Origin of the sequence: Streptomyces sp. 840.1, from assembly GCF_003751445.1 — a bacterium.
Taxonomy (GTDB): domain Bacteria; phylum Actinomycetota; class Actinomycetes; order Streptomycetales; family Streptomycetaceae; genus Streptomyces.
In genome coordinates this window covers 921,651-942,610 of record NZ_RJUU01000003.1, presented here as the reverse complement: position 1 = coordinate 942,610, position 20,960 = coordinate 921,651, and the positions used below count along the sequence as shown (strand labels likewise).

Here is a 20,960-nt window from a genome sequence, read left to right as displayed (position 1 = left end):
GGCAGGTAGGGGGTTGTTTTCGGCCATGTAATCGATTCCAATCTTCCGTGTAATCGATTCCACGGCCCCGGCCGCTGGTTTCGAGGCGCACGGAAACCACAAGGAGGTGGTCCCGGAAATGGCGAGCATCAAGGATGTCGCGGCCCAGGCAGGAGTCTCTGTCGCCACGGTCTCCCGCGTCCTCAACAGCCATCCCTCCGTCAGCCCGGACGCGCGCAGACGCGTCCTCGCCGCCGTCGAAGCCCTCGGCTACCGGCCCAACACGCTGGCCCGCTCGCTGCGCACCGATCAGACCCGAACGCTCGGTCTCGTCATCAGCGACGTGCTCAACCCGTACTTCACCGCCCTGGCCCGTTCCGTCGAGGAGGAGGCCCGCGCCCTCGGCTACAGCGTGATCATCGGCAACGCCGACGAGCGGCCCGAGCAGCAGGACGACCACGTCCGCACCCTCCTGGACCGCAGGATCGACGGGCTCCTCGTCTCGCCGGCCGACGGTGACTCGCCGCTGCTGCACGACGTCGCGCGCGCCGGTACCCCGATGGTCTTCGTGGACCGCTGGATGCCGGGTGTGGACGTCCCCGTCGTGCGCGCAGACGGCCACCGGGCCATTCAGGACCTGGTCGCCCACCTGTACGCACTCGGTCACCGCAGGCTCGCGATCATCGCCGGGCCCGCGGCCACCACCACCGGTGACGAGCGTGTCGAGGCCTTCCGGGCGGCGATGAGCGCGCACGGACTCGCGCTGCCCGACGCCTATATCGGCCAGGGCGACTTCCAGGCGGCCAGCGGCCGGCGCGCCACCGAGCACTTCCTCGCTCTCCCCGAACCGCCCGAGATCGTGTTCGCGGCGGACAACCTCATGGCGCTCGGCGCCCTGGACGCCATCCGCGCCCACGGCCTGCGCGTCCCCGAGGACATCGGGCTCGCCGCCTTCGACGACATCCCCTGGTTCGTCCACACCGCACCGCCGATCACCGCGATCGCCCAGCCCACCGGCGAACTCGGCCGCGCGGCCGTACGCGCCCTCGTCGACATCGTCGAGGGCCGCCCCCCGCAGTCCGTCACCCTGCCCGCCCGGCTCGTCGTACGCGGCTCCTGCGGTGAGCGCACGGACGGGCCGGACCCGTCCGCCACCGAGCCGAGGAGCAACGCGTGAGCGAGTCAGTCGAGTTGCTGCGCATCGAAGGCGTGCGCAAGACCTTCCCCGGGGTGGTCGCCCTGGACAGCGTCGACTTCGATCTGCGCAGCGGCGAGGTGCACGTCCTGCTCGGCGAGAACGGCGCCGGCAAGAGCACCCTGATCAAGATGCTCTCCGGTGCCTACCGCCCGGACAGCGGCCGGATCTTCGCCCGGGGCAGTGAAGTCCGCATCCACGGCGCACAGGACGCCGAGAAGCTCGGGATCGCCACGATCTACCAGGAGTTCAACCTGGTGCCCGATCTCACGGTGGCCGAGAACATCTTCCTCGGCCGCCAGCCGCGCCGGTACGGACTGATCGACCGGCGCCGGATGGAGGCCGATGCCGAGGTCCTGCTGAACCGCGTCGGCCTGCACGTCTCGCCTCGGGCGAAGATCCGCGAACTGGGCATCGCCCGGCTGCAGATGGTCGAGATCGCCAAGGCCCTCAGCCTGGAGGCGCGCGTCCTGATCATGGACGAGCCGACGGCGGTCCTCACCTCCGAGGAGGTCGACAAGCTCTTCCGGATCGTGCGCAGGCTGCGCGAGGACGGCGTCGGGATCGTCTTCATCACCCACCACCTGGACGAGATCGCCGCCCTCGGTGACCGCGTCACCGTCCTGCGCGACGGCCGCAGCATCGAGCAGGTGCCCGCCTCGACCCCCGAGGCGGAACTCGTCCAGCTGATGGTCGGCCGCAGCATCGACCAGCAGTACCCGCGTGAACGTGCCGACGCCGGGGAGCCGTTGCTGTCCGTGCGCGGGCTCAGCCGCGACGGCGTCTTCCACGACATCAGCTTCGAGGTGCGCGCCGGTGAGGTCGTCGGCCTCGCCGGACTCGTCGGGGCCGGCCGCACCGAGGTCGCCCGCGCCGTCTTCGGCGCCGACCCGTACGACGCCGGAACGGTCGACGTACGCGGCGAGCGGCTCGGCAGGCACGACGTCACCGCCGCGATGAACGCCGGGATCGGCCTCGTCCCCGAGGACCGCAAGGGCCAGGGACTGGTGCTCGACGCCTCCGTGCAGGAGAACCTCGGCCTGGTCACCCTGCGGGCGGCGAGCCGGTCGGGGCTCGTCGACCTCAAGGGCCAGCGCGCGGCCGCAGCCCGGATCGCGGACCAGCTCGGCGTACGGATGGCGGGCCTCGGCCAGCACGTCCGTACCCTCTCCGGCGGCAATCAGCAGAAGGTCGTCATCGGGAAATGGCTGCTCGCGGACACCCGCGTGCTGATCCTCGACGAACCGACCCGGGGCATCGACGTCGGCGCCAAGGTCGAGATCTACCAGCTCATCAACGAGCTGACCGCCTCCGGCCACGCCGTCCTGATGATCTCCAGCGACCTGCCGGAAGTCCTCGGCATGAGCGACCGGGTGCTGGTCATGGCCCAGGGCCGGATCGCCGGTGAGCTCACCGCCGAGCGGGCCACCCAGGACGCCGTGATGGCCCTCGCCGTCGGCTCCGCCCCCGAGGCCGAGCCCGTCAACGACCTCATCAAACCGACCAAACCCACCAAGCCCAGCGAATCCACCGAACGCATCGAGAACGACGAGGAGGGCCCCCGTGGCCACTGACACCCACCCGGGCAAGGCGGGCGCGGGAGCCGCCGGGCCGGGCCTGCGCCGACTGCTCCTCGACAACGGGGCCCTCACCGCCCTGGTCGCCCTGCTGCTGGCGATGTCCCTGCTCTCCGGGGACTTCCTCACCACCCAGAACCTGCTGAACGTCGGCGTGCAGGCCGCCGTCACCGCGATCCTCGCGTTCGGCGTCACCTTCGTCATCGTCTCCGCAGGCATCGACCTCTCCGTCGGCTCGGTCGCCGCGCTCTCCGCGACGGTCCTGGCCTGGTCGGCGACGTCGGCGGGGATGCCCGTCGTACTCGCGGTCCTCCTCGCGGTGGCCACCGGCATCGCCTGCGGCTTCGTGAACGGCGCCCTTGTCGCGTACGGGAAGCTGCCCTCGTTCATCGCGACGCTGGCCATGCTGTCGATCGCGCGAGGCCTGTCCCTGGTGATCTCCCAGGGAAGCCCGATCGCGTTCCCCGACTCCGTGTCCACACTCGGTGACACGCTCGGCGGCTGGCTGCCCGTACCGGTCCTCGTCATGATCGCCATGGGGCTGATCACCGCCCTCGTCCTGGCCCGCACCTACCTCGGCCGCTCGATGTACGCGATCGGCGGCAACGAGGAGGCGGCCCGGCTCTCCGGGCTGCGGGTCAAGAAGCAGAAGCTGGCCATCTACGCGCTGTCCGGCCTCTTCGCCGCCGTCGCGGGCATCGTCCTCGCCTCCCGGCTGACCTCCGCCCAGCCGCAGGCCGCGCAGGGGTACGAGCTCGACGCGATCGCGGCGGTCGTCATCGGCGGCGCCAGCCTCGCGGGCGGCGTCGGCAAGGCGTCCGGCACCCTGATCGGCGCGCTGATCCTCGCGGTGCTGCGCAACGGCCTCAACCTGATGTCCGTGTCCGCCTTCTGGCAGCAGGTCGTCATCGGTGTCGTCATCGCCCTCGCGGTGCTGCTCGACACGCTGCGCCGCAAGGCCGGCTCCGGAGCCCCGTCCTCGGCCGGCTCCTCCGCCGCCGGGCCCGGATCACCGGGATCGGGACGCAGGGGAGTGATGAAGGCCGGTCTCGCACTGGTCTGCGTCGCGGCTGTCATCGCCGCCGTCACGTTCTTCAACTCCGGTTCCTCCGGCGGCAACACCCGGGTCGGGATGTCCCTGTCCACGCTCAACAACCCCTTCTTCGTCCAGATGAAGGCGGGCGCGCAGGCACAGGCCAAGGCCGCCGGGATCGACCTCACCGTCACCGACGCGCAGAACGATGCCTCCCAGCAGGCCAACCAGCTCCAGAACTTCACCAGTTCCGGAGTGGACTCGATCATCGTCAACCCGGTGGACTCCGACGCGGTCGGACCGGCCGTGCGCAGCGCCAACGACGCCGACATCCCCGTGGTCGCCGCCGACCGGGGCGTCAACAAGGCGGACACGGCGACGCTCGTCGCCTCCGACAACGTGGCCGGTGGCAAGCTCGCCGCCAAGGCCCTCGCCGGCAAGCTCGGCGGCAAGGGAAGCATCGTCGTCCTGCAGGGCACCGCCGGCACCTCCGCCAGCCGTGAGCGCGGGGCGGGCTTCGCCGCCGGCATCAAGGCCTACCCGGGCATCAAGGTCGTGGCCACCCAGCCCGCCGACTTCGACCGCACCAAGGGCCTGGACGTCATGACCAACCTCCTCCAGGGCCACCCCGGCATCACCGGTGTCTTCGCCGAGAACGACGAGATGGCGCTCGGCGCGGTCAAGGCGCTCGGTGCCAAGGCAGGGAAGTCGGTCTCCGTGATCGGCTTCGACGGCACCCCGGACGGTCTGAAGGCGGTCGGTGCGGGCACGCTGTACGCGTCCGTCGCCCAGCAGCCCAAGGAGCTCGGGAAGATCGCCGTGCAGAACGCGGTCCGGGCGGCCGACGACAAGAAGGTCGCCGGCACGGTCAAGGTGCCGGTCAAGGTCGTCACCCGGCAGAACGTGGCCGACTTCTCCTGACCGGGCAGCACACCCCGGCCACGTACTCCACGGAAGGAAGGCAGTAGCAGCAGATGTACGAGAACGAGGACTCCGGTCCCGCCCGGTACGACCTCCTGGTCGTCGGCTCGGCCAACGCCGACCTGGTCGTCGGCGTCGAACGGCGCCCGGCACCGGGGGAGACGGTGCTCGGCTCCGACCTCGCCGTCCACCCGGGCGGCAAGGGCGCCAACCAGGCGGTCGCCGCGGCCCGCCTCGGCGCCCGCACGGCGCTGCTGGCCCGGGTCGGTGACGACGCGCACGGCAGGCTGCTGCTCGAATCGCAGCGGTCGGCGGGCGTCGACACCGGCGGAGTCCTCGTCGGCGGAGCGCCCACCGGGGTCGCCCTGATCACGGTCGACCCGACGGGCGACAACAGCATTGTCGTGTCGCCGGGCGCCAACGCACGGCTCACCCCCCAGGACATCCGGGCGGCGGCCCCCCTCCTCGCCGCCGCCCGGGTCGTCTCCGTCCAGCTGGAGATCCCCCTGGAGACGGTCGCCGAGACGGCCCGCGTCCTGCCCGCCGGAACCCGCCTCGTCCTCAACCCGTCCCCGCCCGCCCCGCTGCCCGCCGAAGTGCTGGCGGCCTGCGACCCCCTGGTGGTCAACGAGCACGAGGCGCGCTCGATCCTCGGCCGGGACGCGGGTGCCACTCCCGAGTCCTGGGCACGGGCGCTCACGGCACTCGGCCCCCGCTCGGTGGTGATCACCCTGGGCGCCGGCGGTGCGCTGGCGGCCGACACCCGTACCGGCGACTGTGTACGGGTCCCGAGCCCCGAGGTCGACGCGGTCGACACGACGGGCGCGGGCGACGCGTTCACCGCGGCCCTGGCCTGGCGGCTCGGTCTGGGCGAGGATCTCCCCGCGGCCACCGCCCTCGCCGTCAGGGTCGGCGCGGCCGCGGTCACCAGGGAGGGCGCGCAGGCGTCCTTCCCCACAGCGGAAGAGATCGGCGCACTGTGAAGAAGTCAGGCATCCTCAACCGTCACCTCGCGGGCGCCCTGGCCGAGTTGGGCCACGGCGACGGCGTGCTGATCTGCGACGTCGGCATGCCCGTCCCCCCGGGCCCCCGTGTCGTCGACCTCGCTTTCCTGGCGGGAATCCCGTCGTTCGCGCAGGTGCTCGACGGGCTGCTGGACGAACTGGTGGTGGAGGGCGCGACGGCGGCGCAGGAGATCCGGGAGGCCAATCCGGACGCGTCGCGCCTCCTGACCGAACGCCTCCCGGGGCTCACCCACGTACCCCATGACGCCCTCAAGGCGCTCACGGCGGACGCCCGCCTGGTGGTGCGTACGGGAGAGGCGCGGCCGTACGCGAACGTGCTGCTGCGCTGCGGGGTCTTCTTCTGAGAGCCCGTCAACACGGCCCGGCCGGGAGCGGCCAGGTCACTCGGCCGTCACGATGCCATGGCGCGTGACGGCCACGAGCACCCGCCGGTACTCCACAGGGCGGGCCGCGAAGTCCACCCGCGCGGCCGGCCCGGCGGCGTCACTGTTCTGGCCGCGCAGCAGATCCACCGACGTCTGCGCGAACCGTTCCGCGAGTCCGTCCCGCGCGGCTGAGGTCGGCTCCTGACGCAGCAGCGCCACGGACTCCCGGGCGAGACGGCGCCGGTCCGGTCCGGCACGCAGTATCTCCCGGTATCCGCCGCACGGCTCGGCGTCGGCCAGCAGCGGCTCCAGCCGCTCGGCCAGGGGCCTTCCCGTCTCCGCCGTGCGCCGGGCCGCCGCCCCGCCCTCCGCCTGCACCTGAAGGGCCACCAGCAGAGCCGCGGTGCGGGGCTCGGGCCGGTGGGGGTCGACCAGTACCGCTGCGGTGGTCTCGGCCCGCTAGGAGAGCCGCCGCGCGGCGGCCATCGCCCGGCAGGCCGCCCGGGGCCCGGCCCCCGGCCCAGCACCTGCCGCAGCTCGGGGAGGCCCGGCGCGGCGAAGTGCGCACCCAGCGAACAGCCGATCAGCACCAGGCCGACCGCAAGCACCCACCGGAACACAGGCACCTGCCTCATACCGTCCCCCCTCGCCCCGCGACAGACGTCCTCCCGCCCTGCCGGCTTGCGCCGCGGCAACGCCAGGCAACAAGAAGCGGGACCGGCAGCCCCGGCCCCCGGTGACTTCCTGGTTCCGGCAAGCGGGTGCGGTCCGGCCGGCACCGGTCAGTCGGTCGCCGCGAACAGGGCGTCTAGGTAATCCGATACGGCCCGGGAGACATCGGAGAGCGGGAAGCGGGCGCCGAGCTGTCCGTCCGGGCGTATGACGAAACCGGTGGGCCCGTCCGGGCGGTAGAGCCGGGCGAACTCGCCTGCCGTGTCGCGGTACCCAGGGCTGTCCGCCGGGGCGTCGCGTCCGAGGACGGTGACCGTGTGCATCCCGGCCGCGTCCGCCGCTCCGGCGCCGGTGCTCCCCTCCGTGTACAGAACCAGTACGTGGTCCGGGTGTTCGCGCAGGACGTCGAGCAGGCGCAGCGGGTAGGTGGCGATGGGGACGGTCAGGCCGCCGCAGTCCGGGGCCCGGTCGCCGGGCTGCGGTGCGTCGGGCGGGCCGTACGGGGCGCCGGCCAGGGGGCCGTCGCGGTATCCGACGAGCAGTTGGGCCTCGCGGAGCATCAGGGTCTGCGGATCGTCGGCGTCGTTCTCCATGCCCTGGGTGGCGTGCCGGACGGTGCGGCCGACGACCTCCTCACCGACCGGGCGGCGCTCGGCGTCGTACGTGGTGAGCAGGGCGGGTCCGGCCTCGCCCCGGACGACGAGGGCCAGCTTCCAGGCCAGGTTGCAGGCGTCCTGGATGCCGGTGTTCATGCCCTGGGCGCCGGTCGGCGGGTGGATGTGTGCGGCGTCGCCGGCGACGAAGACCCGGCCCTCGCCGTAGCGGTCCACGATGCGGTGGCTGATGCGGAAGACGGAGGACCAGCGCATCGTGGACAGGGTCGCCGGACCGGGCGCCAGACGGTCGACGACGGCCTGGATGTCGCTGAGCTGCGGGGTACGCCCACCCTCCAGCCCGTGCGCCACCTCGCCGGTCCCCGGCGCCGGGTTCTTCGGACGGGCGGAGAGCTCGGGCGGTACGAGCATCGACATCCGGTAGCGGCCCGTGCCCGGAAGCGGGATGCAGACCAGCAGATCGTCGGTGGAGCCGTCCTCGGCGGTGTGGCTGGAGCGCAGGCCGTAGCCGTGGGGCAGGTCCCAGTCGGTCTCGACGTCGGCCAGCATGTACTCCTCGGCGAACGCCCCGCCCTCGAAGCCGAGCCCCAGCCCCTTGCGCACGACGCTGTGCGCGCCGTCGCAGCCGATGAGATGGCCGGCCCGGACCTCCTCGGTCGCCCCGGAGGCGGTGCGCAGCCGGGCCGTGACACCGTCCGTGTCCTGGGTGAACCCGAGAAGTTCGGTGCCGCGCTCGACGGCCGTGCCCAGGCCCGCGACGTACTCCTCGAGGATGCGCTCGGTCTCGTACTGGGGAAGGGCGGCGAAACCGTACGGCACCTCGGGCGGCAGCCCGAGGTCCATTCTGGCCACCTGGCGGCCGTTGACGCGGATGAGCTGGCCCCGCATCGGGACGGCTGCCTCCAGCACGGTGCGGGCCAGGCCCATCCGGTCCCAGAGCTCCAGCGTGCGCGGCTGGACACCGACCGCCTTGGCATAGGGGAGCCGGGCCGGCAGGCGGTCGATCAGGCGGCACGCCACCCCGCGGCGGCGCAGTCCGGCCGTGGCGCTCAGCCCGACCGGGCCCGCGCCCGCGATCAGTACGTCGGTGGAATGGGCGTGTGCCACGGATGCCTCCCGGTACCTGGCCCGGCCGCCCCCTCACCTCCATGGTCGCCCGATCGGACGGGGGCGGCGAGCCGGGCTCTCCGGGCCACGCGGTACACGCGTACCGGTCACCGGCCGCGACCACCGGCTACTGGCCCGACGCCACCAGGGGGTAGTGGTCGGAGAGGTTCGTGTACGTGTAGTCCGTCCCCCAGCTCGACACCGTCCACGGCGCGCTCTCCTCCTTGATCACCTCGTTCGTCCATCCCGACGGCTTCGCGTGCCCGGTGCGGTGCAGGACGTGGTCGAGGTCCTCGCGGGGATCGTCGGGGTAGCGCTCGGATGCGATCGAGTTGTCCTGGGTGTCGAACGAGTAGGGGTGCCCGGTGCGGGAGTCCGCAGCGGTCAGTCCGGCGTTCGCGAGCATGGTGGCGTACTCGGGCGAGCGGGAGTCCACGTTGAGGTCGCCCGCCACGATGACCTGTTCCGAGGCGGGGATGTTCTTCGCGTCGAGGAACGCGTCGATCCGGCGGAACTGCCGAGCCCGGATCTCGGCAGCCTCGCCCGATGCACAGCCCGGATCGGTCGACTGGGTGTGCGTGCCCACCACGTGAACACGCGCACCGTTGACGTTCAACTCGGCATACGCGAAGCCCTTGTTGGACCACCAGTCGCTGCCGCAGGCGTCCTGGTAGATGTGCTGCTCCTGGCGGACGACCGGCCATTTGCTCAGGATCGTGACGCCGCCGTCCTCCGGCGTGGTGGCCGAGTAGGCGCCGCTGGTGGCATCCCAGCCGCTCCGGCTCCGGCCCACCACCGGTGTGTGGTACGGGTATTGGCCGGAGGCGTTACGGGTCAGGGCGTCCGAGGCGCTGTTGTCGAACGCTTCCTCCAGTACGACGACGTCGTTGCCCCGGAAGAAGCCGGCCTTCGGTATCTCGGCGGCCCGGTGCGCCTGCCCCCAGTTCGGGTAGAGGTTCGTGCTCATCAGGAACGTGTTGTACGTGAGCACCCGCAGTGGCGGGGTGTCCGAGGCCGACGCCCGAGGTGCGACGGCCACGAGTGCGGCGGCGGTGAGCACGGCGGACAGGGTCACGCCGGAGACGCGGCGGAGTGCGGAGTGCGGCACGGGGTACTCCTGAGTCTGCTGCTGCATGGGGGCGGGCGAATGCTGGGACCCATGAAAGCAGGGGGAGTTACCCGTGGGTAGACGGCAGGTGCCGGGATCCCTGCCCGCAGCCGTCCATCAGGTGCCCGCCTGCCGGGGCAGCTGTCACCTCCGCCTTCGGTTGCCCGTCACTTCCTCTCGGCGTACACGATGAGGTTGTCCACGGGGTGGCCCGCGGCGTCGAACGCGCCGTCGCAGGTGATCAGCCGCAGCGCGCGCGCCTCGGTCCTGCCGTAGACCCGCGAGGTCGGGAACGCCTTCTTGCTCGCCGTCTCCCGGCCGGTGACCTGGAAGTGGATCTCGGTGCCACGCTTGTCGCGGACGGCGATGTCCGCGCCCTTGGCGATCTTCTTGAGGTCATGGAACACGGCTCGGCCGAAGCGGGTGTCGTTGTGGCCGATCAGCACGGCGGGGCCCGGCCGGCCGGGTACGGAGCCGCCGGTGTACCAGCCGACCGTCATGCCCTTGTCGGCGGGCGGCACCTCGACCGTGCCGTCGGCGTTGAGCCCGAGGCGCATGACCGCGCTGTCGATGCCGAGGGAGGGGATGGAGACACGGACGGGCGGCGAGGCGGGCTTCGCGGATGTGGAGCCGGCCTCGGATCCGGATGGGGACGAGGGGCCGGACGCGGTTGCCGGGCCGGGCGAGGGACTTCCGGTCGTCGCGGACGAGCCGGCGCTCCGGGCCGGGGACTTCGCCGGGGAGGCGTCGGAGCAGCCGGTCAGCGAGGTCAGTGCGGTCAGCGCGAGGCAGGCGTACACCGGCAGTGCGGTGCGCCGGAGGAACTGGGGCGTGCGGGACATGAGGACGGGCTCCAGGAGAGATCGGCCGACGGCAGTGGCGCCGCCCCGATGCGGGACGGCGCCACTGTCGGCTCTTTCGGCTGAGGGTTGGTCAGCCGTTGCGGCGGCCGGTGGAGCGGCGTCGCAGGACGACCGTTCCGGCGCCCGCGACCAGGAGGGCCGCCACGGCGGACCCCGTGACGGCGGCGGTGTTGTCGCCGGTGCCGGTCGGGCGCTCGCCCGCCGCGACTCCGCCGCGAGGCGTGCTCGCGGACCGGACCGCGGGCGCCGGTGCGGGGCTGTCGCCCGCGGCGACTCCGCCGCGCGGGGCCTTGGTGGGCACGGCGGAGGCGGGGGCGGGGGCGACCGAGGGGGCCTCCGAGGGGGCCTCCGAGGGGGTGGCGGCCTTGGTGGGGGCGGGGGAGGAGTCGGCGAAGGCCGAGGTGGCGGGGACACAGACCGCGCCGGCCACCACGGCGGCGAGGACGGCGGTACGCAAGGACGAACGCAGGGACATGGATATGGCTCCGTTCCAGGACGGCCTCGACGGCTCCGTGATGCGGAATCGCACCGCGGTGCGAGGCGTGCCGACAGGCTGTCCGGGAGTTATGAAGAAGCTGTCAGGACGCTGTGTTCATCGCATCAGGGCTGTCCGGAGCCGCCCTCGGAACGGTCCGGTCCCTGGGCGGCGACGTCTGCGGGCGGAGGTTCCTCCGGCGGGCCGTCACCGGCCGCATCCCCGCGGTCGGCCGGAAGGCGGAGGGTGAACACCGACCCCTGCCCCGGCTCGCTCACCGCCGTGACCGTGCCGCCGTGCGCCTCCGTGAGCTTGCGTACGATCGCCAGGCCCAGCCCGCTGCCCCCCGTACGCCGGCTGCGGGACTTCTCGCCGCGCCAGAAACGGTCGAAGACATGGGCGAGATCCTCCGGCGCTATGCCACTGCCCGTGTCGGTGACGTCCACCAGCACCGCGTCCCCGGACTCGGAGCCGTACGGGCGCAGCGTGACGCTTCCGCCGGACGGGGTGTGGCGTACGGCGTTGGAGACCAGGTTGCCGATGGCCTGGCGCAGCCGGACCGGATCGGCCGTCAGCCCCGGGACCGGGCGGTCCGGGGGTGCGGGCAGCACCGTCAGCGCGACCCCGGCCGTCTCGGCGCGGGCCTGGTGCGCGGCGGCCACCTGGCTGAGCAACTCCGCGATGCGTACCGGTCCGGCGTGCAGCCGCAGCGCGCCCGCGTCGGCCTGGGCCAGGTCCTGGAGGTCGTCGATGATGTGCTGCAACTGCACCGCCTCCTCGTGCAGCGAGGCGATGAACGCCGGGTCCGGGTCGGCCACTCCGTCCTGCGCCGCCTCCAGCCAGCCCCGGATGTTGCTGAGCGGGGTGCGCAGTTCATGGGCGACATCGCTGACCATGGCCTTGCGCTGGGCCTCCAGCCGGGCGCGGTGGGCGGACATGTCGTTGAACGTGGCGGCGAGCCGCCCGATCTCGGTGTCCGCGGCGACCAGCACCGGCACGCTGTCCTCGCCGTCCCGCATCCGCTGGGCGGCGCCCGTCAGCGCGCGCAGCGGGCGCACGAGCCGTGCACCCACGAGCACCGACGCGCCGACGGTGAGGGCGAGGACGAGAGCCGCCGTGCCCGCGATCTTCGCGGTGTTCGCCGGTGAGAGATCGAAACCGGGCACCGTCGTGCCGCCGGTGTCACCGATGAACAGCAGGGCGGGCGAGGCGACGTACGAGCCGAGCTGTTCGCGGCGGGCGGTGCCGACGCAGGAGGCGATGGCCCGGTCGTCCTCACCGTTGCCGACGGCGGCCGAGGGACGGGCGTCACGGTCGCCGGGCGGTTCGGTGGGCGCGTAGGTCGGAACGGGGGTGGGCGACTCGTCCGGCTGCTTGCTGGGGGCCGCAACCGCCGGCATGGGTTCCGGGGGCTGCCCCCAGGACAGGTCGAGCTTCAGGTGGACGCCGGCCCGGTCCTGGCGCTTCAGACAGGCGTCGGCCAGCTGGTTGAGGGCCTTCAGCGCCTTCTTCTCGGTCGCGGTCGGGACGTCCAGTTCATCGGTGGCACAGCGCGTTCCCAGGAGGCGGTCGGGGTCGTTGCCCACCACCTGGATCCGCGGGCGCCCGCTCGCACTGCGGACCACGTCCGAGGCGATCCCGGTCGAGCCGAGGCAGGCCACCTTCCCGTCCGCGATCTTCTGCAGCGCCTCACGCTCCTCGGCGGGCAGCCGGAACGGCCCGACCGCCCGCGGATCGACCCGGTCGGCCGGAGCCCCGGACGCGCCCGCGGTCTCGGCCGCCAGCGCGGTGTCCACCGACAGCGGGTCGACGATCGCCGAGGCCTGCGCCGGCAGCGCGGCGGACGACTCCGGGTCGGCCGAGTCGGCGAGCGGCGCGCGCCGTTCCGTCGTCAGCGCGATCCGCCGGCCGGACTGCTCGGCCAGGTCACGGACCGTCTTCCCGACGCCTTCCCAGGTGGGATGAGCCGCCGCGTAACCGAGCAGGCTGTGGTAGATCCGGGCGTCGGCCGTGAGGTTCTGTCCCTGCTCCTGCCTGATCGCGCCGGACGTCGTCTGTACGGCGAGCCAGGCGGTCGCGGCGACCGAACACGCCGCCACGAGCGCCGAGACGGCCAGCAGCCGGGCGAAAAGGCTCTTGCGCAGGGGCAGTCGGGCCCGTGGTCCGGAGCCGGCCGTCCGCTGCCCGGGGTCCGGGGCCCGTCGTCCGGAGCCGGGCGCCTGTCCTTCGCTGCTACGACGACGCACGTGTCGCCGCCTTCGCCGGGTCCGTCAGCTTGTACCCGACGCCGAAGACGGTCAGCAGCCGGACCGGTCTGCGCGGGGCTGGTTCCACCTTCTTGCGCAGGTTCATGATGTGTACGTCGACCGTGCGGTCGCTGATGTACCGGTCGAAGCCGTGCAGTTCCGCGAGCAGTTGCTGCCGTGAGAAGACCCGGTCCGGCTCGGCCGCGAGCGCGGCGAGGATCCTGAACTCACCGGGGGTGCACTCGACCGGCTCACCGCCGACCGACACCAGGTGCCGGGCCGGATCGACGACGAGTGAACCGACGGTCAGCAGCGAGTCGTCGGCCGGATCGGCGCCCGTGGCGCGGCGACTGCGGCGCAGCAGCGTACGGACCCGGGCCATCAGCTCACGCGGGCTGTACGGCTTGGTCACGTAGTCGTCCGCGCCCAGGTCGAGTCCGAGCAGCAGATCGTCCTCGGTCGTCCGGGCCGTCAGCATCAGCACCGGCAGCTCCCGGCACTCGGCACGCAGGACACGTACCACGTCCAGACCGTCGGCACGAGGCATCATCACGTCGAGGACCAGGAGGTCCGGCTCGCAATGCCTGACCAGGTCCAGGGCCGCGAGGCCGTCGCCGACGAGGGTGACGGCATGGCCTTCCCGTTCGAGGTACCGGCGAAGGAGTTCGGCCTGCTTCTCGTCGTCTTCAGCGACGATCACGTTTGCGCACACGTGCTCGATCGTAGAGGGGTTCGAACGGTGGACGTCGATCCCTTGCCCGAGGCACCCCCGAGCTGCTCTTGTGTACTCGCAGGTAACTGGCCTGCGCGACAGCCCGCGCGCGTCGCACGCCGGACGAGGCGTACGCGACGGGCACGGCGTTCACGAAGGCGGTAACAGGGTGGAGCCGGTGGCGGGGCACGAGGTACGGGGCAGGCTGCCCGAAGGGCTGGCGGACGCCGTACGGGCGACGGCCGCGGACATCGCGGCGCTGCTGCGCGCCGCCCCCGGCACCGGTCGGCCGGTCCCCAGGTCGCAGTGGACGGTGGGGGAGGCGGCGGCGCACCTGGCGCAGGCCAACCAGCTCATGGCCGAGGTGGCCGCCGGCCGCCCGCGCGACCACGGGGATGGCACCCCGCAGGGCCTGGCGGCGGCCAACGAACGGGCCCTCGCCGCGTTCGGCGAACGCGCGGGGGAGCCGCTGGCCGCGATGATCGAGGCGCAGACCGACGCGTTCCTCGACGCGGTGGCCGCGCACCCCGTGGACGAGACGCTGAAGACGCCGATGGGGCCGATGAACCGCGCGGTCCTCGGCTCGTATCTCCTCACGCACATGCTGGGCCACGGCTACGATCTGGCGCGGGCCCTGGGCCGCCCGCACATGGTCGACCGGCCCAGGGCCGGGCTGACACTGCCGTTCTTCGTCGAGGCCATGCCCCGGGTGACCGACGCCGCCGCCACGGCGGGCCTCACCGCCCGCTACGCGGTACGGCTGTGGGGCGGCGGCCGTTTCGGGGTGACGTTCACCGACGGTGCGGTGACGGTGGGCCACCGGCCGCCGGAGCGCCCGGACTGCACGATCTCCATCGAGCCGGTCACGTTCCTGCTGATGGCACTCGGCCGCATCGCCCCGGCGGGCGCCATGGCCAGGGGGCGGGTCCTGGCGTGGGGGCGCAAACCGTGGATCGGGCCGCGCTTCCCGGAGTACTTCACCGCGCCCTGAGCCCCGTCCGACGGCCGGTCCGGTACGGGCCGCCGCGCTACGGGGCTCCCCGCACGGGCGCGCCGCCTTCCGGCCGTTCGTCGCGCTCCGTCGTCACCCCGTGATCCTTCGGCCGGCACCGAAGCGTCCGCGCCCTACCGTCGGCCGTATGAACACCGCAGCGCCAGACCGCGTGCCCACCGACCCGCCGTCGGACCGAGTGCCCACCGACCCGCCGTCCGAACACGTGCCCGTCACGCCGAGCATCCTGTACTTCGGAACGCCGGTCGTGCTGCTCTCCACCGAGAACGAGAACGGCTCCTTCAACCTGGCACCGATGTCCTCGGCCTGGGCGCTGGGCCACGTGATCGTCCTCGGCCTCGGCGCGGCGGGACAGACAGCCCGCAACCTCCGCAGCCGACATGACCTGGTGATCAACCTCCCCGCGTCCGCGCAGTGGGCCGCGGTGGAGCGACTGGCACCGCTGACCGGGCGTGCCCCGGTCCCCGAGCACAAGCGCGACGCCTTCCGTTTCGAGCCGGACAAGTTCGCCGCCGCCGGACTGCGCCCCGAGCCCTCCGAACTGGTCCGGCCGCCCCGCGTCGCCGAATGCCCCTTGCAACTGGAAGCCCGCGTCGCCCACGCCCGCCCCGATGCCTCCGGCGACTTCCTCATCGTCGAGGCCCGCGTGCTCAAGGTGCACGCCGATCCCCGGATCGTCGTCCCCGGCTCCCAGCACATCGATCCGGCGGCGTGGAGCCCGCTGATCTACAACTTCCGCCACTACTACGGACTCGGGCCCGAACTCGGCCACAGCTTCCGCTCCCGGACGGCCTGACGAGTACGCGGGACATCCCGAGCGCGAGCCCCCCGGCAGATCAGGAGCATCGCCCGGTTCCTGGGACGGTCGCGGGAACAGTCAACTCCCCCTCCGGGAGCGCGTGCGCACACCTGGCACCGCCCGACTCGGTAGATTGCATTCGCACGGTGGCAGCGGCGGTGCCGGGGAGGGCGCATCGCGCGGAACGCCGGGAACGGGGAGTGCGCCACATGCTGGATCCCATTTCGCTGACGGCCGTTTCGGCGGTGCTCGGTGCGGTCGGCTCGGGAATGGCCAACGAGGCCGGGAAGTGGGCGTGGGAGTCGACGGGCGGATTCGTCCGCCGCATCGCCGGCCGCGAGGTTCCGGCGCCCACCGCGCCCGGCGAACTCGACGCCGTGGCGCGCATGGTGTCCGACGGGCTCCGCCAGGACCCTCGACTCGCCTCCTCCTGGGCGGCGTTCGCGAGCGGGGTGGGCGGCGCGGGCCGGGGTCCCGCAGGCGCCGTGCCCCGGGCCGGTCAGCCGGGTCTCCCCGCCTCGACGAGGTTCTTCACCGACCGCAAGGAGGGGCTCAAGAGCCTCGACCGGGAGGCGTCGCGTCGCGCGGACGGAACCCCGAGGCTGGCTCTCGTGCACGGCGCCGAAGGCATGGGAACCAGCGCGCTGGCGGTGCACTGGGGGGTACGCCAGGCGGGCCTGTTCCCCGACGGACAGCTCTACGCGGACCTTGCCGGCACCGCTGCCGCCGCGCGTGGGACGGGAACCGTCATCCGTGCCCTGCTGCGCCAACTCGGTGTACCGGACGAGGAGATGCCCACCTCTGCCGACCGGCTGAGCGAGTTCTTCCGTCTCTGTGTGGCGGACCTGAGACTGCTGATCGTTCTCGACCACGTGTACTCGGCAGCCCAGATCCGGCCGCTCCTCACCTCCGCGCCGGCCGTGTTCACGATCGTGGTGGCGCGTAACCCGTTCCCCGGTCTCGACGCGGTACGCGTTCCGGTCGGCCCGCTGACGGACAAGGACGCGGTACGGCTGCTGACCCGGCTCGTGGACAAGCCGGCGATCGCCGCAGCCCGTGCCACCCTGCCCTCCGTCCTCGCCCGCTGCGGCGGATCGCCCTACGCCCTGCGCGCGGCGGCCCCCCGCCTCACCGCCCCCGTCTCGGGCACGCCGGCCGGCGGCGACCCCGTACGGGCGGCGGCGCAGGACACCTACGGCTCCCTGGAACCGGGGACGGCGAAGCTGTACCGACTGCTGGCGGTACGCGAATGGCCCGCCCTGGACGCGGCGGTGGCCGCCCGGGTGACCGGGACGACTGCCGAGGACGCCGAGCGGCGACTGGACGAACTGGCGGACGGACTCCTGCTGGAGCGCAACACCACCACCCATGCCCTGCCCCGCTACCACTACCGCCCGGCAGTCCGCGTGCACGCCGAGGCCGCCGCCGTACAGGAGGAGGGCATCGCCGCCTGCTCGGCCGCGCTGGCGCGGGCCCTGCGCTGGTACGTCGACCTGTCGACATCCTTGGCACACCAGGTACTGCCCGAGAGCTGGCGGGTCCCCGCGCCCTCCGGCGCCCGAGGGACACCGGCCTTCGAAAGCCGGGGCGACGCGCTCGACGCACTGGTCGCGGAGTCCGGGAACCTGGTCCAGGCAGTCCACTGCGCCGAGGAGTCCGGTGATCCGGCCTCGGCCGTACGCCTGTGCCGTTCCCTGTGGCCGCTGCAGCTCAAGGCCGGTCGCCACGAGACGCTGCTGCCCGCACTGCGCGCCGGAGCGCGGCTCGCCGAAGCCCACCTGCCCGGAAGCGCGGACGCGGGGGCCCTGCACGCCCAACTCGCCCACACACTGACCGAGCTGCGCCTGTGGGACGAGGCGGAGGCCGAGGCGCTCGCGGCGGCGCGGGCCGAGGAGTCGGCGGGGCACAAGCGGGGCCAGGCGTCGGCCACGGAGTTCCTCGGGCTGCTGAGGCTGCGGCAATGGCGGTTCCAGGAGGCCTACGAGTGCTTCGAGGCGGCGGACGCCGTGCTGATCACGATGCGGGCCGATGACGAGGGGGCCGCCGACGTCCCCCGCGCACGCGCCCTGCTGGAACGCCACCGAGGCCGTGCCCTGCGCGGGCTCGGCAGGTTCGAGGAGTCCCGGGACCGGCTGGATACGGCGCTGGGTCACTTCCGTGCGGGCGGCGACACGTACAACACGGCCCGGACCCTCACGGACCTGGCCGAGACCTGGCTGGACGAGTCGGACGTGGCCGCCGCGCGCCCCCTGATCGAAGCCGCGATGACGACGCTGAGCGGTCAGAGCGCCGAGTACCACGTGGCGTATCTGCGCTCCATGCGTGAGCGCTGCACGGCCGGGGAGCGGGACAGCGGCTGAGGCGCGTCACCCGGGGGACAGGCCGACGACGCGGACCCGCGCACTCCGGGCCCCGGTCCGGACCGTGAAGCCGCCGTCGGCCAGCAGGGCCACGAGCCGGCCGGCCACGGCGTTCCCGCCGCCGTCCCCGGCACCCAGCAGTGCGTGGAGGGCGGAGGCGGCGGCAGCGGGGTCCACCGGGGCCTCGGGCGCCGACGTCAGACCGAGGAGCCGCCCGCCCCTCGGTCTGACGACACATTCGGACGGCCCGGCCACGAACGCGGCCAGCGCGCAGCCGGGGTGGCGGTCCAGCACCTCGGCCGTCCAGAGCGCCGGAGAACCGAAGCGCGGGTCGTCGGGCCGGCCGTCCCGGAAGACGACGTCGGCCAGCTCCAGTCCGTCCACGTCACGGGTGTCCTCGTGCACGGCGATGTGCACGTCCCCGTCCGCGCATCCGGCCGACGGGGGCGCACCCGCCCAACGGGTCATCGTGACCTCGCCCCGGTGCGACACCCGGGTCAGCACGTGGAGGGGGACCGTGACGGACACGGGCTCGTGGCCGGGCAGCGGCAACGGCTGCAACGAGGCGGGCCACTCCGGCTCCGCCGCACCCATCATCGAGTAGAAGAGGGACCGCAGGCGTGCCGCCGCCTCACCCGGCACTGACGTCGTGAACTCGGCGGGCCCCGGCAGCGGCCGGTGGCGCTCGACGAGCCGGTCGACCTGCTCGCGCAGCGGCGCACCGGGATCGAGCCGGGGCGCCACCCGCATGAAGTCGGAGATCGGCGCCTCGGGATCGAGTTCGTGCAGCGGGGCCGCCGCCAGCAGCACCGGAGTGCCGAGCGCCGCCGCGTAGAAGGTGACCGACCCGTGGTCCCCGACCACCGCGTCGGCCGCCACCAGCGCCTGCCGCCAGCCCTCCAGCGGATCGATCAGCGCCAGCCCGCCACGCCGCGCCCGGTCGAGCCAGGCCCGCACCTGGCCGGGGCCGTGGCCGTGCCAGATGTTGGGGTGCAGGACGGCGGCGAACCGGTACTCGTCCACGGGGAACTCGCGCGCGAGCCGGGGCAGCAGCGCGGGCAGCAGATCGTCGCCGCCCGTGCCGCCGTCCCCGAAGAAGGATGCCGGATTCCACGTGGAGTTGAGGACGATCAGCCGCTGTCCGGCCCGTACCCCGAGGGCCCGGCGGAAGCGCTCGCGGTAGGGGCGGGCGGCGAGTACGCGGTCGAAGCAGGGGTCACCGGCGAGTACGGCGGTCGGCGCTGCCTCGGGGCACGCGGCACGCAGCCGGTCGCACTGCTCGGGATGCGAGAGAACGAGGGCGTCCGCCACGGGTACGCCGTCGGACAGAACCCACTGCGGGGCCTGCCCGAACACGGGCACGGGACCGGACTCCGATCCAGCCCTGGCACCAGCCTCTGTCCCTGCCGCGGCCCCGGCATCCGGTGTCCGGTGTCCGGTGTCCGGTGCAGCCAGCCTCTTAGTGTACCCAACGCCATGCGAGAGCACGGCCAACTTGCCCCGAAGCAGCTCCAGTTCGCCACCGAAGCTGGCGGACACGGCCAGGTCCACCGGCGTCTGCAGAGCTTGTTCCCACGGCAGTACCGGCACGCCGGTTCCGGCCAGGAGCTCGGCCGTGCCGGCCGAGAACGCGGAGGACTGCGGGCAGGTGGCGAGGAGCTGGATCCGCAGATCGCCGTCGAAGAGCGGCAGCACATCCAGGAGCCGGGTCGCGGAGGTCACGTTGTGCACGACGACCAGCACCCGCAGGCACTTCCCGCGGGTGGCCCACCGCACGGCTCCGTCCCCGACCGGCACCCGCAGCCATTCGGCCCGTCCCTGTGTCACCCGCGCCCCCACTCGGCCCATGGACCGCGCGACTGCCCGGCCGGCAGGCCACGATATCGGCCCCCGTCAGGCGGCCATGGCCACGGAAGTCTTCCTGAGCACCCGGGTGCGGGCCCCCGCTGCCTTCCGCTCCCCGAAGACCACCACGCGCAGCAGCGCGAACCGGCCTGTCCCGGCGAGCGCCGACGCCGACAGGTACACGCTCTGCTCGACCAGGGCCGACGGATCGGACCGGAACGCGTACAGGCAGAGCAGCGCGCCGGTCGTGAAGGCGTAGCTCACGGCGACGGTCAGGCCTGACTGGAGGTGCACACCCCACCCCCGGCGCCCGCTGCGGAAGGAGACCCGGCTGTGCAACTCGGTGGCTATCACCGTGGACACCACGGTCACCAGCGCGTTCGCCAGGGCCAGCGGCATCCGGTCGTGGAGCAGGATCAGCACCCCGCTGGAAGCGACCCCGACCCCGCCGCCGCAGACGACGAAGCGCACGAAGGCCGCGACAAGGGCGTGGGGCGTGCGAGTCGGCTGACGGTCTGGCGCGGTCACGAGCTGCCTCCGGAGGCTGTGGTGGGGCGGTAAGAAGATCTCACCCCAGAACCTACGGACCCGGCGTCCTCCCCACGACCCGGTTTTCCCCCGACCTTCCTGGGGGTTGTCCCCCAGGGGACAACGGGGCACTTGCGACGAGAGGGCGCCGGCGAACGTCCCCGGCGCCTGCGGTCCGGTGTGCGGTGCGGACGGCCGGCGCCGCTGCGGGCGCGTCAGGGCTTGCGTGCGAGGCCGCCGTGCTCGCCGATCTCCCGGGGGGCGGAGGACAGGGCGTCCGGGCGCCAGAGGGGGACGGAGACGACCCCGGGGTCGAGGAGTTCGAGGCCGTCGAAGAACGCCGCGATCCGGTCGACGGGGCGCAGGAAGCAGGGGACGGCGCCGCCGGTCATCCGGTCATCCGGGCGGAACAACTCCGCCGTCCCCAACGCAGGTGCCAACAACCCTGACACGTCCGGCGGTTCGTACCGGAGACGGGAGGGGCCCAGGTCGCTGAGGGCGGCTGGGATGCCGGACCCCTGTCG

Annotated in this window: 17 protein-coding genes and 1 pseudogene; 8 read left to right on the top strand and 10 right to left on the bottom strand. The window is 73.1% G+C overall.

Features of this window, described 5'->3' with window-relative positions; genetic code table 11:
* Window positions 1-118 precede the first annotated feature (118 nt).
* From EDD93_RS36675 to rbsD, 5 genes are read left to right on the top strand one after another with little or no spacing between them, the layout of a single operon-like run.
* Complete coding sequence (locus EDD93_RS36675) at window positions 119-1,156, top strand: LacI family DNA-binding transcriptional regulator (protein ID WP_123530849.1); 1,038 nt, start codon at window positions 119-121, stop codon at window positions 1,154-1,156.
* Window positions 1,153-2,748 carry a sugar ABC transporter ATP-binding protein gene (locus tag EDD93_RS36670; RefSeq protein ID WP_260256111.1) on the top strand — a complete coding sequence of 532 codons (1,596 nt, stop codon included), beginning with the start codon at window positions 1,153-1,155 and terminating at the stop codon, window positions 2,746-2,748. The genes EDD93_RS36675 and EDD93_RS36670 overlap by 4 nt, the downstream gene beginning before the upstream one ends.
* Window positions 2,738-4,705: a substrate-binding domain-containing protein gene (locus EDD93_RS36665; RefSeq protein ID WP_123530847.1), complete on the top strand. Its 1,968-nt coding sequence runs from the start codon at window positions 2,738-2,740 to the stop codon at window positions 4,703-4,705. The genes EDD93_RS36670 and EDD93_RS36665 overlap by 11 nt, the downstream gene beginning before the upstream one ends.
* Window positions 4,706-4,758: 53 nt before the next feature.
* On the top strand, window positions 4,759-5,688 hold the full coding sequence (locus EDD93_RS36660) for a ribokinase (protein ID WP_123530845.1): 930 nt from the start codon (window positions 4,759-4,761) through the stop codon (window positions 5,686-5,688).
* Window positions 5,685-6,074 carry a D-ribose pyranase gene (gene rbsD, locus EDD93_RS36655; RefSeq protein ID WP_123530843.1) on the top strand — a complete coding sequence of 130 codons (390 nt, stop codon included), beginning with the start codon at window positions 5,685-5,687 and terminating at the stop codon, window positions 6,072-6,074. The genes EDD93_RS36660 and rbsD overlap by 4 nt, the downstream gene beginning before the upstream one ends.
* Before the next feature lie 36 nt (window positions 6,075-6,110).
* Here the strand turns inward: rbsD and EDD93_RS36650 are convergent, their stop codons facing one another.
* The 7 genes from EDD93_RS36650 to EDD93_RS36620 form a co-directional block, all read right to left on the bottom strand.
* A complete protein-coding gene (locus EDD93_RS36650; RefSeq protein WP_123530841.1) occupies window positions 6,111-6,485 on the bottom strand; it encodes a hypothetical protein in 375 nt (124 codons plus the stop codon).
* Between the two features lie 392 nt (window positions 6,486-6,877).
* Window positions 6,878-8,488, bottom strand: a complete 1,611-nt coding sequence (locus tag EDD93_RS36645; RefSeq protein WP_123530839.1) for an FAD-dependent monooxygenase — start codon at window positions 8,486-8,488, stop codon at window positions 6,878-6,880.
* A gap of 127 nt (window positions 8,489-8,615) precedes the next feature.
* Window positions 8,616-9,596: a sphingomyelin phosphodiesterase gene (sph, locus tag EDD93_RS36640; protein ID WP_123530837.1), complete on the bottom strand. Its 981-nt coding sequence runs from the start codon at window positions 9,594-9,596 to the stop codon at window positions 8,616-8,618.
* Window positions 9,597-9,763: 167 nt separating this feature from the next.
* Window positions 9,764-10,438: a class F sortase gene (locus EDD93_RS36635; RefSeq protein WP_123530835.1), complete on the bottom strand. Its 675-nt coding sequence runs from the start codon at window positions 10,436-10,438 to the stop codon at window positions 9,764-9,766.
* Between the two features lie 91 nt (window positions 10,439-10,529).
* On the bottom strand, window positions 10,530-10,934 hold the full coding sequence (locus tag EDD93_RS36630) for a hypothetical protein (RefSeq protein ID WP_123530833.1): 405 nt from the start codon (window positions 10,932-10,934) through the stop codon (window positions 10,530-10,532).
* Window positions 10,935-11,059: 125 nt separating this feature from the next.
* Window positions 11,060-13,084: a HAMP domain-containing sensor histidine kinase gene (locus EDD93_RS36625; RefSeq protein ID WP_123531650.1), complete on the bottom strand. Its 2,025-nt coding sequence runs from the start codon at window positions 13,082-13,084 to the stop codon at window positions 11,060-11,062.
* A gap of 82 nt (window positions 13,085-13,166) precedes the next feature.
* The gene (locus EDD93_RS36620; RefSeq protein WP_185092635.1) at window positions 13,167-13,892 is read right to left on the bottom strand and encodes a response regulator transcription factor; all 726 of its coding nucleotides are present in this window, start codon (window positions 13,890-13,892) and stop codon (window positions 13,167-13,169) included.
* Window positions 13,893-14,061: 169 nt separating this feature from the next.
* On the opposite strand from EDD93_RS36620, the gene EDD93_RS36615 reads away from it, so the two are divergent.
* The 3 genes from EDD93_RS36615 (at window position 14,062) to EDD93_RS36605 (ending at window position 18,063) form a co-directional block, all read left to right on the top strand.
* Window positions 14,062-14,883 carry a maleylpyruvate isomerase family mycothiol-dependent enzyme gene (locus EDD93_RS36615; RefSeq protein WP_123530829.1) on the top strand — a complete coding sequence of 274 codons (822 nt, stop codon included), beginning with the start codon at window positions 14,062-14,064 and terminating at the stop codon, window positions 14,881-14,883.
* A gap of 148 nt (window positions 14,884-15,031) precedes the next feature.
* Entirely contained in the window at window positions 15,032-15,700 is a 669-nt protein-coding gene (locus tag EDD93_RS36610) for a flavin reductase family protein (RefSeq protein WP_123530827.1), read from the top strand.
* 212 nt (window positions 15,701-15,912) lie between these two features.
* Window positions 15,913-18,063 (top strand): tetratricopeptide repeat protein, encoded by a 2,151-nt coding sequence (locus EDD93_RS36605; RefSeq protein ID WP_123530825.1) that lies wholly within the window; start codon window positions 15,913-15,915, stop codon window positions 18,061-18,063.
* A 6-nt stretch (window positions 18,064-18,069) separates the two neighbouring features.
* Here the strand turns inward: EDD93_RS36605 and EDD93_RS36600 are convergent, their stop codons facing one another.
* The 3 genes and pseudogenes from EDD93_RS36600 to EDD93_RS36590 all read right to left on the bottom strand — a co-directional run.
* On the bottom strand, window positions 18,070-19,890 hold the full coding sequence (locus EDD93_RS36600; protein WP_260256110.1) for a hypothetical protein: 1,821 nt from the start codon (window positions 19,888-19,890) through the stop codon (window positions 18,070-18,072).
* A gap of 66 nt (window positions 19,891-19,956) precedes the next feature.
* Entirely contained in the window at window positions 19,957-20,436 is a 480-nt protein-coding gene (locus tag EDD93_RS36595) for a hypothetical protein (RefSeq protein ID WP_123530823.1), read from the bottom strand.
* A 215-nt stretch (window positions 20,437-20,651) separates the two neighbouring features.
* Window positions 20,652-20,819, bottom strand: a pseudogene (locus EDD93_RS36590) (SAM-dependent methyltransferase); the annotation flags it as partial.
* Window positions 20,820-20,960: the final 141 nt, after the last annotated feature.